This is a genomic window from Paenibacillus phytohabitans (assembly GCF_013141775.1).
Classification (GTDB): domain Bacteria; phylum Bacillota; class Bacilli; order Paenibacillales; family Paenibacillaceae; genus Paenibacillus_AQ; species Paenibacillus_AQ phytohabitans.
In genome coordinates this window covers 121866-134427 of the sequence record NZ_WHOB01000037.1, presented here as the reverse complement: position 1 = coordinate 134427, position 12562 = coordinate 121866, and the positions used below count along the sequence as shown (strand labels likewise).

Annotated in this window: 12 protein-coding genes; 11 read left to right on the top strand and 1 reads right to left on the bottom strand. The window is 50.9% G+C overall.

Annotated features, from left to right (window positions below; genetic code table 11):
- The first annotated feature begins 12 nt into the window (after nt 1–12).
- The 7 genes from GC101_RS14030 (at nt 13) to GC101_RS14000 (ending at nt 8224) form a co-directional block, all read left to right on the top strand.
- Nucleotides 13–672: a hypothetical protein gene (locus GC101_RS14030; protein ID WP_171717761.1), complete on the top strand. Its 660-nt coding sequence runs from the start codon at nt 13–15 to the stop codon at nt 670–672.
- Between the two features lie 297 nt (nt 673–969).
- A complete protein-coding gene (locus GC101_RS14025) occupies nt 970–2514 on the top strand; it encodes a M23 family metallopeptidase (RefSeq protein WP_042140587.1) in 1545 nt (514 codons plus the stop codon).
- 149 nt (nt 2515–2663) lie between these two features.
- Nucleotides 2664–3395, top strand: coding sequence for a response regulator YycF (yycF, locus tag GC101_RS14020; RefSeq protein ID WP_171717760.1), 732 nt, complete (start codon nt 2664–2666; stop codon nt 3393–3395).
- Entirely contained in the window at nt 3395–5227 is a 1833-nt protein-coding gene (gene walK, locus GC101_RS14015; protein ID WP_171717759.1) for a cell wall metabolism sensor histidine kinase WalK, read from the top strand. Before yycF ends, walK begins: the two co-directional genes overlap by 1 nt.
- On the top strand, nt 5224–6516 hold the full coding sequence (locus GC101_RS14010) for a two-component system activity regulator YycH (protein ID WP_171717758.1): 1293 nt from the start codon (nt 5224–5226) through the stop codon (nt 6514–6516). The genes walK and GC101_RS14010 overlap by 4 nt, the downstream gene beginning before the upstream one ends.
- 144 nt (nt 6517–6660) lie before the next feature.
- Nucleotides 6661–7401 carry a two-component system regulatory protein YycI gene (gene yycI / locus GC101_RS14005; RefSeq protein ID WP_039295862.1) on the top strand — a complete coding sequence of 247 codons (741 nt, stop codon included), beginning with the start codon at nt 6661–6663 and terminating at the stop codon, nt 7399–7401.
- 16 nt (nt 7402–7417) lie between these two features.
- Complete coding sequence (locus GC101_RS14000) at nt 7418–8224, top strand: MBL fold metallo-hydrolase (protein ID WP_076243729.1); 807 nt, start codon at nt 7418–7420, stop codon at nt 8222–8224.
- On the opposite strand, the gene GC101_RS13995 is transcribed toward GC101_RS14000, so the two are convergent.
- Nucleotides 8193–8399, bottom strand: a complete 207-nt coding sequence (locus tag GC101_RS13995; protein ID WP_039295868.1) for a hypothetical protein — start codon at nt 8397–8399, stop codon at nt 8193–8195. The genes GC101_RS14000 and GC101_RS13995 overlap by 32 nt on opposite strands.
- A 385-nt stretch (nt 8400–8784) precedes the next feature.
- Between GC101_RS13995 and GC101_RS13990 the strand changes: the two genes are divergently transcribed.
- From GC101_RS13990 to GC101_RS13975, 4 genes are all read left to right on the top strand, one after another.
- Nucleotides 8785–10032: a trypsin-like peptidase domain-containing protein gene (locus GC101_RS13990; RefSeq protein ID WP_171717757.1), complete on the top strand. Its 1248-nt coding sequence runs from the start codon at nt 8785–8787 to the stop codon at nt 10030–10032.
- 394 nt (nt 10033–10426) lie between these two features.
- Nucleotides 10427–10627: a cold-shock protein gene (locus GC101_RS13985; protein WP_019914582.1), complete on the top strand. Its 201-nt coding sequence runs from the start codon at nt 10427–10429 to the stop codon at nt 10625–10627.
- A 92-nt stretch (nt 10628–10719) separates the two neighbouring features.
- Entirely contained in the window at nt 10720–10950 is a 231-nt protein-coding gene (locus GC101_RS13980; RefSeq protein ID WP_039295880.1) for a cold-shock protein, read from the top strand.
- 223 nt (nt 10951–11173) lie between these two features.
- Nucleotides 11174–12562 carry a cytochrome ubiquinol oxidase subunit I gene (locus GC101_RS13975; protein ID WP_171717756.1) on the top strand — a complete coding sequence of 463 codons (1389 nt, stop codon included), beginning with the start codon at nt 11174–11176 and terminating at the stop codon, nt 12560–12562.

The window sequence follows — 12562 nt, the reverse complement described above, 5'->3', positions numbered from 1 at the left end:
GGAGCGATGACGATGAAACTAATGAAACGGACACTTGGCATATGTCTGATTGTTGTACTGGCCAGCGGGTTGTCCATGCTGACGACTGCGTATGTGGTCAATACGTATATCCAGTCGGTGCTGGCGGGCTTTGATATTAAGGTAGACGGGCCTGAGCCGGGTATGCTTGGCTTCGTGAAGAGTCTGACGGGGATGGGCGGCAGCAGTTCCTCGTCTACGGATCCTAAGGATACTAAGGATACAATTAAAGAGGCAGACTCAAGTAAGGTGGACGGAGAAAAAGGAACTGGCGGAGATTCCCCCGCGAGTGAAACCGGGGATACGGTGGACGAAACGGTGCCTGAGGATGCGCTGCCTGTAATGGGACAAGCGGCAGCCGGAGAAGAACAGAGTGACCGTGCACTGGATCAGGAGCTGGTAATGACGCCAGGCGCACTTAACGACTTGAAGGAGAATCTTCCCGCTGATGAGAAATCCAATATCTTCAATATTCTGATGAATAAGCTCCCGCAGGAGGAAATGCTAAAGATTTCCTCGGCTATGGAAGGCGGGTTGACAGAGAGTGAAGTAAAGGAACTGCAGGAGATCATTGCGAGGTATGTGGATGAGGAGGAATATGAGTCCTTAATGAAAATGCTTACACCTGATTCTGCACCCTCCACGCAAAATTAAAAAATGTCACTTTTTGGACACGGTATATCTGTTTAAAACGCATATTTTAGGATTAAACCCGCGATTTTCGCGGGTTTTGTTGTGTGAAGAAAGTTGAAATTTTTCTTCAGGCTATGGTACAGTAAAAAAGGACTATGAGGGGTTAATATTTTGTAACCTTTTCCGGGCCCAAAAAAGCAGCAATATTCATACTCATGCAAACAGATAAATAGATGACGTACAACATATAAAAGGGGCTCTAAAAATAAGTTTATCCGCTAAGGCGGACCGTATGGGCGGACTGAAAGGGAGAGTTTCATGAAAGGTTTTAAGTTTATGCGCCGGATGGGGAAACTGCGGAACAGCGAAGAAACATCCGCAGGGTCAGGTGCAGCAGGTCAACAGGGCAATAGCACTGCCAGCGAAACCCGGGTCTTTCAGCCGGAAACCAAACCACGCAGACTCCGGCGTTCATGGATTGTGGCTACTGCCGGTCTGGTTCTTCTGACTACCTTCCTAGTCGGAGCGGAGAAGAAACATGTTGCGGCGAATACAGTAACCTACTACAAGGTGCTGGTGAAAGGTGAAGAGATCGGAACTTTAAGTCAGGATTCGGACCTTAACAAGCTGTTTGAAGCGAAGAGACGGGAATATCAGCTTAAGTATCCGGATTCCGTCATGGTGCTGCAAACCAGCGGCATCACGACAGAGGTCGCCGAGGCGTACAAACCGGAGATCGACAGCGAAGCTACACTGGACAAGCTGGACGGCATGCTCAAAGCCTATGCGGTAGGCGTGGAATTGACGGTTGATGGCAAACCGCTCGGGATCGTGAAGGATCAGGAGACAGCAGCCGCGGTACTCGAGGCCGTGAAGGCGCATTATACTCCGCAGGCTGCAGCCGCTGGCGCGAAGCTGATGAAGACGGCGGCCAAGACGACAGCAGCAGCACCAGCTAAGGCAGACCAAGTGGAATCGGCGGCCATCCGCGAGGAAGTCAGCATTGTTCCGGTCAAGGCAGACCCCAACAAGGTGCTTAGTGTAGAGGAAGCCGTGAAGGTGCTGACCGAAGGCAAGGAAGAGCCGCTGGTCTACTCGGTTCAGGAAGGAGACACGGTCTCTGCGATCGCTTCCAGATTCCAGATTACCCAGGCCGATATCTTCCGCAACAATCCCGCGGTCAAGGAGCTTAGCCTGCAGATCGGGGATCAGCTGCAACTGACGGTTCCCCAGCCTGATCTTACGGTCGTAACTGTGGAGCAGGTAACTGAACAAGTAGTTACAGAGCCTGAAGTTATTGTACGCAAAAGCGATCAGCTGGCGGCAGGCAAGAGAAAGGTGGTCCGTGCCGGTCAGACGGGACTTAAGACGATGCAATACAGGCTGACCAAAGAAAATGGACTGGTGGTCAAAGAAGAATGGCTCGGACAGACGGTTGTAAAGGCTTCGCTGCCTGAAGTGGTCTATTCGGGCACCAAGGTTGTCGGTGAAGGAACGGGAATGTTCGCCTGGCCGGTTACCGGAGCTACGATATCCAGCAGTTACGGCGAGCGTTGGGGACGTGCACATAAGGGACTGGATATTGTATCCGGCAACCGTACAATCAAAGCCGCTGATGCCGGTACGGTAAGCTTTGCCGGTGTGCAGAGCGGATACGGTAATGTGGTTATCGTCAATCACAACAATGGATACGTTACTTACTACGGGCACTTAAGCAGAATCTCCGTCTCCGTCGGCCAGAAGCTTGGACAGGGCAGCCAAATAGGCATTATGGGCAACACCGGCCGCTCAACCGGAACACATCTGCACTTCGAAATCCGCAAGAATGGAACAGCGGTCAACCCTATGAAATATCTGAAATAATATATATATTTTAAGCTCCGCTTATAGAATGACCAGCCGTCCGGATAATTTCGGGCGGTTTTTATTTAGTTAGATGTGACGCCCGTACAGGTATGTTAAAATAAAGGAATCAAGGACCTGAGTATCGTTAGAAAGGTGAAGCTGAGCATATGCAAATGGGCACGATTCTGGTAGTGGATGATGAACAACCTATTGCTGATATATTGAAATTCAATCTGGAAAAAGAGGGCTATGAGGTTATCTGTGCGTTTGACGGCAACAGTGCGGTTGAGCTGGCCCTGTCCAGACGCCCCGACCTGATGCTGCTCGACCTGATGCTGCCCGGCAAGGACGGGATGGACGTGTGCCGTGAGGTGCGCTCTGCACATCTGGATATTCCGATCATCATGCTGACCGCCAAGGACGGAGAAATTGATAAAGTGCTGGGTCTGGAGTTGGGCGCCGATGACTATGTAACCAAGCCGTTCAGTACGCGTGAGCTGCTGGCCAGAGTCAAAGCCCAGATGCGCCGCCAGCATAAGCCGGCCTTGTCTGAAACGCCGAGCGAAAGCGTGGAGAGCAAGCAGGGGGTATATCATTTCGGCTTATTCATCGATACGGATATGTATTTGGTCTACAAAGACGGCGAGCCGCTGGATCTGACGCACCGTGAATACGAGCTGCTATATTATATGATTCGCCATGCCGGTAAAGTAATGACCCGGGAGCATCTGCTGCAGGCCGTTTGGGGCTTCGAATATTTCGGTGATGTGCGGACTGTGGATGTAACGATCCGCCGGCTCAGAGAAAAAATTGAGGAGAATCCCAGCAAGCCGGAATATATATTCACACGGCGCGGACTCGGTTATTTGATGCATAGCCCCAAAAGCGGAGGGCTGTGATGAAAGCACTGTCCTTTTTCCGGACGATTCAGGCCAGGCTTATCGTAATTTATGTGCTGCTGATTCTGATTGCGATGCAGCTGATCGGCGTATACTTTGTCAGCTCCATGAAGAATTCCCTGACCGATAATTTCACCAAGGACCTGAAGGCGCGTGCAGAGATGCTCTCGATCCTTACCGCCGACAAGTTCGGGAGTGAGACGGGCACGGCAGATGAAGAATCTGCTGTGGAAAGCCTGCGGGGCATGGTGAACAATCTGTATATTAACGGCGCAGAAATCCAGGTGCTAGATGCGAGCGGCAAGATTATTACCACCTCTGTTCCTTCACAGAATGATTATGTGGGCCGGCGCAATACGCAGACGGTTGTCAGCCGTGCCTTGCAGGGTATCAGTGACAACGAGGAATATATCATTGCGGATGACAACGTGCGCAAGAAGGTTGTAGCCAAGCCGGTGATTTCCGGTGATAAGGTCGTAGGGGCGATCTATATCGCCGCAGATATGAAGGATCTATATGCCACCATGAGCCGGATTAACAGCGTATTCCTCTCGGGGCTGCTGCTGGCGCTCGCGCTGACAGCGGTGCTGGGGGTTATACTCGCGCATACGATTACCCATCCGATAAAAGAAATGACCAAGCATGCCACTGCGGTGGCAGAAGGCCGCTTCAACCGGAAGGTTCCCGTATTCGGCAACGATGAGATTGGCCAGCTGAGCCAGGCATTCAACTATATGACGGACAGACTGCGTGAAGCGCTGTCGCAGAATGAAGAGGAGAAGGAGAAGCTGTCCTCCATCCTCGCGAATATGAGTGATGGCGTGGTAGCGACAGATGAGAGCGGCGCAGTCATTCTGATGAACACCCGCGCCGCCCTGATGCTTGGAGCGGAAGGGCCGCTTCCTGAGGGAGCGCCGCTCGATGAGCTGCTCGGCCTTGACCATGAGCAGTCCGGCTCGCTGGCCCAGGGCAATGCGCAGTCGGCAATGCTCCATCTGTCTCCGATGGGCGGAGAGGACCCGAATATCGTGCGGGTCACCTTCACCCCGATCCACCGGCGCGATGGCGGCCGGATCGCCGGGACGATTGCGGTGCTGCAGGATGTCACCGAGCAAGAGAATCTCGAGGAGTCGCGCCGTGAGTTCGTAGCGAATGTATCGCATGAGCTGCGGACGCCGCTCACCACCATTAAGAGCTATGCGGAGGCGCTGGATGACGGTGCGCTGGATGATCCGCAGCTTGCCGTGCGGTTCGTCGGGGTTATCCGCAACGAAACGGAGCGGATGATCCGCCTGGTCACCGATCTGCTGCATCTGTCACGCTTGGATTCGAAGGAGTCCAGTCTGCGTATTCAGCAGACAGATATCTCCGAGATGCTGGAGGATGTGGCGGACCGCTTCTCCTTCCAGATCCGCCAGAAGCGGATTCATATCAGCACGAGAGTGCATAAGGACGTAGCCGCTGCCTGGCTGGACCGTGATCAGATTGATCAGGTGCTGGGCAACCTGGTCTCCAATGCCTTGAAATATACGCCTGAAGGCGGAACGATCCGGCTTGAAGCCCATAGGACTGAGGACGGAATGCTGGCCGTTTCTGTACGCGATTCCGGGATCGGAATTCCGAAGAAAGATATTGAACGCATCTTCGAACGCTTTTACCGGGTCGATAAAGCCCGCTCCCGGAACATGGGCGGAACGGGTCTCGGGCTGTCCATTGCCCGGGAAATTGTCAAAGCGCACGGCGGCTCCATTTCCCTGCAGTCTGAGCTGAATGAAGGCTCTCTGGTAACGTTCACGCTGCCTTTGATGAAGCATAGGGGGAGTGAGGCGTGAAGGAGAAAATCAAGTCATGGATGCTGTTCCTGCTTATACTCGGAAGCCTTGTGGAGAGCTATTACTTAATTTACAGGCTGCCGGGCAGTGATTCGGCGGTATTGTCGGAGAGCCAATATGTGAAGACCGATATTATGGGACCTAAAGAGAAGGTAGAGAACCTGCTCTACCCGGATAAAATGATCATTCATATGGGAGAGGACAAGCACACGCTTTTCTATCCCAGTTCAACCTTCTATAATCTGATTCTGAACCGGCTGAAGGGGCGCAGCTTCGAGAGCTTCCAGCGCCGCTCCGTGCAGGATTTCGACTGGAATAAGATCCGCAGCGAGAATCCGGGCATTGAGCTGTCCTTCGGGGCAGGCATTCCAGTAACGCTGCTGCAGCGGGTGATGCAGATCTCGCCGGATTCGCTGTTTGAAGGAGAGAGCATCGACCGGATCTGGATTTACAATATCAAGAATGATTCCAAAGCGCATGCCATCTTCTTCAGCACACGCGGTGATATTGTGTATGAGGCGGCCAAAGCCGACCTGACGGTTCAGGATGTGCAGCAGCATGTGGACTTCGGCAAGAATCTGACGCCTTATACCGCAGTGAACGGTGAGTATTATGTTCCGGAAGCAGCAATTCCGCTGGTTGAGGTAGTGATGCCTGCGGGTATGTATACCATTGAGCAAATGCAGAGCAATCTGTTCTTCGATGCAGGCAGCACAAGATATATTCCTGAGAAGGACGGCTCCAAAATCTACACCGACAGCAAACGCAGCCTGCAGGTGGACCAGGAGCAGAACTGGATGAGCTATAGTGATCCTGCAGCACTTCCGGACGGGGACAGCACACCGGCGAAGGATGCGCTGGAGGCGGTGGAATTCGTCAATAACCATGGCGGCTGGAACGGAACCTACAGGCTGGCTGCGACAGAAGAAGGCCGGCAGGACCGCAAGGTGTCCTTTCAGCAATATTACGGTGCCTATCCATCTGGCTCCTATCCGATTATGAGTAATCCTCAGCTCCAGTATGGTGTGATCCATCTGGAGCTGCAGCAGGGGACTGTATCCTCTTATGAGCGCTCCCTGATGTATATGGATGAAGAGAAGTCCGAGAAAACAATTGTTGAGCTGTCCGGGGGTGAAGCGCTGAAGCAGCGGCTGGCCCGGATCGGCAGCTCCTTGCGGGTCACCGATCTGACGCCCGCCTATATGCCTACGCTGACTGAGGAGAAGCTGCAGCTTCGTCCGGTCTGGCGCGTGACGCTCAGTGACGGCAGTGTGCTGACGCTGAATTAGATTAGAGGAAAGCAAAGCTGATTTAACAAAAGGCGTGGAGGATCGAAGCGGGATTTTGGAACTGTAGGAGCGGCAGCGGCCGGAAGTCCAATATTCACCGTAGTGACGTCTTAGCCTTACGTTGTTATCTGAGGAGGAAACGGTATGGACTGGGGAAGAGCCAAAAGTGTATTAATCTACGCCTTTCTGGTGCTGAATCTGCTGCTATGCTATCAGCTATGGATAGACGTGCGCGATCAGGTTAGCGCGGGGCTTGATTTCACTTCCCTGTCCGCAGAAACGCAGGCGGTGATGGAGGAGAAGGGCATCCGGCTGCTGTGTCCGATTCCGGCTGCCACTCCGCAGCTGCCGGATATCACGTACCGCTACTCTGGAGAAGAGCAGAATGAAGTGCCGGTGAAGCTTAATGAGCCGATCGACAGCAAGCTGATGTATTCCTCGTTCTCCGAGCTGAGCAGTCTGCTGGAGAGCCAGATAACAGATATCGCGAATTACCGCTTTGATTCACAGGAGAGCGAGGTGGGCAAGTTCGTGCTTCATCCGCTGGTGGACAATAAGTGGTCGCTGTTCAGAGTAAGGCTGGAGCTGATCAACAGCGATCAGAAGATTGTGGCGTACCGCTGGCCGCAGATTGAGATCGGTGCAAGCCGGAGTGATAATCTGCAAAAGGTGCTTCCGGCCTCACAGGCGCTAAGCAGCCTGATCGAGAAGTATTTTCCGGCCGATTCTGCGGTGAAGGAGATTGAGCTTGGCTATTACGGCGAATTGTTCAATTCCGAGAGTCAGGTGGCTTCGCCGATGTGGCGGTTTATGCTGGAGAACGGCAGTGCCTATTACGTGGATGCGATAAGTGCGGACATTATCAGTCCCAAGACAACAGAGTAGAAGGAGCAGGAGAGATATGGGGATTTCATTTACAGTACTGTCCAGCGGTTCTACCGGGAATGTGACGGTGGTGCGGAACGGTGAGACCACGCTTATGATCGATGCGGGCCTTAGCGCCAAACGGATAGATGAGCTGCTGGCGATGCGTGAGCTGACAGGAGCAGAGTTAGACGGAATTCTTGTGACCCATGAGCATTCTGATCATATTAAAGGGCTTGGGGCGATGGCGCGCAAATATGATCTTCCGATCTATGCGAATACCAATACCTGGGGAGCGATAGAGAAGGGGATCGGGAAGATTGCCGAGCATAACCGGGTCATTATGGAAACCGGCCAGCACCGGGATTTCGGCAGTATGCGGGTAGAGTCGTTCGCGATTTCCCATGATGCAGCGGAACCGGTAGCCTACAATTTCTATGACGGCAAAGAGAAGCTGTGCGTAGCCACAGACCTCGGGTATGTCAGCGACAAGGTAAGGACGGCAATATCGGATGCCGATGTGCTCGTGCTGGAATCGAATCATGATATTGAGATGCTGCGGATGGGACGTTACCCGTGGAATACGAAGCGGCGGATTCTTGGCGATCTGGGGCATCTGTCCAATGAGGCGGCGGGAGCAGCGCTCAGCGAGATTCTGACGGGGCGGACCAAACGCACCTATCTGGCTCATTTGAGCAGAGACCACAACATGATGGATCTGGCAAAAATGTCTGTACGCGGGGCAATGGAGGACCGGGGCTGCTTCTTCAAAGACAGCGAGTTCAGGCTCTGTGACACCTACTATGACCGGCCTACGCCATGGGATAAGGTGAGCCAGTCATAAGGCGGTCCACTTCAGTGATTTTGTGCTCCAGCTCCTGGCGGGAGAACAGCCCTTTGTCAATCAGCAGCTCGATCATCGCACTTTGGACAAGAATCAGGTGGTAGTGTTCATCCTTGAGATCACCCAGCTTGCCGATAAACTGTACCAGATCCATACTTGTTGAGAATGACTCCATAGTCCGGCCCTCCTTTTGAAATGAATTTGTAGCGGGAATGTTAAAAATTCGCATCTTTTTTAACACAGAAAAAATGTGGGCGGCGGTGCTGCCTGTGATACAATCATATAGACCGTTCCTTTAAGTTATGAGCTGTTGCCGCTTCTAATTCTAGTGTAGTCTTTTAGGTTGCAAAATATTCCGGATACAAGCTTATAAACTTTTTAGTAGGTTGCAAGAATAGGAGAGCCCCCTTACGCTTAGAACCCACAGGAATGTGGTGAATGAATCAAGTGAAACCTTTTAGCACTTTGTGAAGTCTAAGAGATATAGCGGTTAAGCTCGGGCGTGGTTGCTTGGCGTTCAGGTCTTGAATGCGGTGGCAATAGAGGGGAGAGGATTTAACGTGGGATTGTTTGATGATGATTTCTATTCAACCAAGGTGTCGCGGCGCAGAGCCGGCAAACAAGGTACCTCCAAAGGATACGCCGAAGGGAAATGGTCTGTCCGCAGATCACGGCGTTCGCTGGCAACATGGCAGGTATCGCTGATCAGCTCCGTATGCAGTGCGGTTGTGGCTGTATTGCTGTTCAGTCTGGTGACGGGACAGTTCACCGAGGAGAAAGCACAGGCCCCGGCAGTCATTGACAAGGTGGCTGTGAGCAGTGCCGATCCATTTGACCGGATTATTCAGGCTGCTGCGCTTGTCCGCCCGGCGGCAGTAAGCATCATTAACCATAAGGAAGACAACAAGGAACTTAATATTCTCGATGAGTCTGCATTAGGATCGGGAGTTATCTATAAAAAAGATGAAGATAAGGCATATATCATTACCAATAATCATGTGATTGAAGGCTCCAGCAAGCTGGAGGTTGTTACCGTGGATGGTGTGACCCGCAAGGCAGAGCTGGTCGGTGCCGACAAGGTGAGTGATATCGCAGTGCTTTCTATTGATTCCAAAGGTATCAACACGGTTGCGCAGATCGGGGATTCCTCCAAACTGCGTCTGGGTGAGACGGTCATTGCGATCGGTAACCCGCTGGGCCTCGGCGATACGCTGACCTCTGGCATTGTGAGCAATACAGAGCGGACGATCCCGGTATCTCTGAACCAGGATGGGGTATACGACTGGGAGCAGGAGGTTATCCAGACCGATGCTGCCATTAATGAAGGCAACAGCGGAGGCGCACTGGTTGACCTGGACGGCAAAGTGATCGGCATCAACACGATGAAGATTTCGGATACGGGTGTGGAGGGGCTGGGATTCGCGATTCCTGCCAACCATGTAATGGAGACAGCGGATGAGCTTGCGGCTAACGGGAAAATTGCCCGTTCCTACCTGGGCGTGTACTCTGTAGATTTGAATAATCCGTATGTACCGCTTGCTGAAGACCAGCGCAAAGAGCTTAACCTTCCAACTACGGTAACCGACGGGGTTGTAGTATTGGATGCAGTGGGTCCGGCTAAGGATGCAGGCCTGCAATTCAATGATGTAATTACCAAGTTTGATGATAAGTCGATTACATCCACCTTGTCCCTGCGCAAATATCTGTACGACCATACCAAGATCGGGGATGATCTGCAAATTACATTTTACCGCAATGGTGAAGTGAAGCAGGTGACGGTACAACTTCTTGAGAAACCCGAGGAATAAAACCGGAAGCCGCCGTATATAATAATAAGGCAGTCAGGATAACGGAAACGGTTCATGCCGTCCTTTTATGCAAAATTTAAGAGGACGGAGCCCGTTTCAAGTCCAAATTAATGGGGTAAACAATGATATCGGCTATAAATATTACTATTTAGACCAACTGGTAACCCTTACATTGGGAAGAAGACCTTATAAGGGAAAAAACGGAGAAATTCGGATGGGACAGCTTGCCTTTGTTAATAAGGTGTGGTAACATGAAATTATTCATACAATTGATACCTAATTCTCGCATTGAAAAGGGCTGTCAAATGAATCACAACCTTTCTCAATGTGTGAATTTTTTCTTTGTCTGAAGATAAAAAGAACATATTAATTTAAATTTGTGGAGGTAACACACATGCAAACAGGTACAGTTAAATGGTTCAACGCAGAAAAAGGATTCGGTTTCATCGAAGTTGAAGGCGGAAGCGACGTATTCGTTCACTTCAGCGCAATCACTGGCGACGGCTTCAAAACTTTGGACGAAGGCCAACGCGTTGAATTCAACGTTGTTCAAGGCAACCGCGGACCACAAGCCGAAAACGTTGTAAAACTGTAATTAATAGAAGGTGCCGTCCCCGCTTGTGAAAGTTGGGACGGTCTTTTTTTATCGTTACTCAGCTTGTAACATAAAGGAAGGGAGGAACGGCAATGAACTACCGGAAGAAGCCTTTGGAGGAAGTACCGGAAGAAAATACCGCAATATGGGCCTGTACCAACGATGGATGTAACGGATGGATGAGGGATAATTTCGCATTTGAGCATGCGCCTTCTTGCCGTCTCTGTCATTCCCCGATGGTTCGTAGCATGAAGATGCTGCCGCAATTGCTTAATTCGAATGGCGATCTCAAATCGCTTAAGAAAGGTATTTCCATTACCTAAACCAATGCCTTTATGAACCAAGACAACTATAAATGATGGACAAATCCAAGACGGTGAAACCGTCTTATTTTTTTTGCTTTCTTTATGTAATATTGTGATATTTGTCACAAATTTATTGAATTTCATGCTCAAACAGGGTGTATAATGTGATAATTATCACACTTTAGGCCCTGAAAATTTGACAGAATAGACATATCGAATGGGGAGAAGGAAGGGGAGAAATATGGATACAGTAATGCTGTCGCGTATACAATTTGCGTCGACGACGATTTTTCATTATTTCTTTGTGCCGGTATCAATCGGACTAGCGCTCTTAATTGCTATTATGGAGACCATGTACGTTAGAAAAGGCAATGAAGAGTACAAAAGAATGGCGCAATTCTGGGGGAAGCTGTTCCTCATTAACTTCGCAGTAGGCGTAGTGACAGGGATATTGCAGGAGTTCCAGTTCGGAATGAACTGGTCTGACTATTCGCGCTTCGTCGGTGATGTTTTTGGAGCCCCGCTAGCTATTGAAGCCTTATTGGCATTCTTCCTGGAGTCCACGTTCATCGGAATCTGGATCTTCGGCTGGGATAAGGTATCCAAGCGTATTCATCTATTATCGATTTGGCTGGTAGCCTTCGGAACGATGCTCTCGGCATTCTGGATTCTGGCCGCCAACTCGTTCATGCAGCATCCGGTAGGTTTCCAGATCAACAACGGACGGGCTGAAATGAATGATATCTTCGCACTGATTACAAACGGTCAGCTGCTGGTGGAGTTCCCGCATACAGTGCTTGCCGCATACGCTACAGGCGCATTCCTGGTAACGGGGATCAGTGCTTATAAATTGCTTAAGAAGCAGGACGTGGCCTTTTTCCGTAAATCGTTCGAGATCGCGGCCATTGTCGGTATTATCTCTTCATTTGGCGTAGCTGTTGCCGGACATGCCCAAGCGCAGTATCTGGTTGAAACACAGCCAATGAAGATGGCTGCTTCTGAAGGGCTATGGGGTGAGAGCGGCGACCCGGCGCCATGGACGGTCTTTGCTAATATCGATACAGAGAATCAGACCAGCAGCGGAGAGGTGCAGATTCCGTATCTCCTCAGCTTCCTGTCTTATAGTAAATTCTCCGGTGAAGTTAAGGGTATGCTGGAGCTCCAGAAGGAGTACGAATTAGCGTATGGACCTGGAGATTATATCCCGCCTGTCAAAACAACCTTCTGGAGCTTCCGGATCATGGTTGCGGCAGGCTCGCTAATGATTGCACTTGGTGTGTATGCCATCTACCTCATGTGGCGCAAGAAGATGGACAAACCCAATACCTGGTTCATGCGGTTCATGTTCTGGGGGCTGCTGCTTCCACCGATTGCCAACACGTCTGGCTGGATTATGACGGAGATCGGGCGTCAGCCATGGACAGTATTCGGACTTATGACTACGGAAGACAGTGTATCACCTAATATTACAAGCGGACAGGTGCTGTTCTCGGTGATTTCGTTTACCGCAATCTATGCCATATTGGGTGCGGTAATGATCGGCCTGTTCATCAAGGTTATCAAAAAAGGCCCTTATGCTATGGATAACGAACACGGTGAATCCCACGATCCGTATAACAAGGAGGACTAA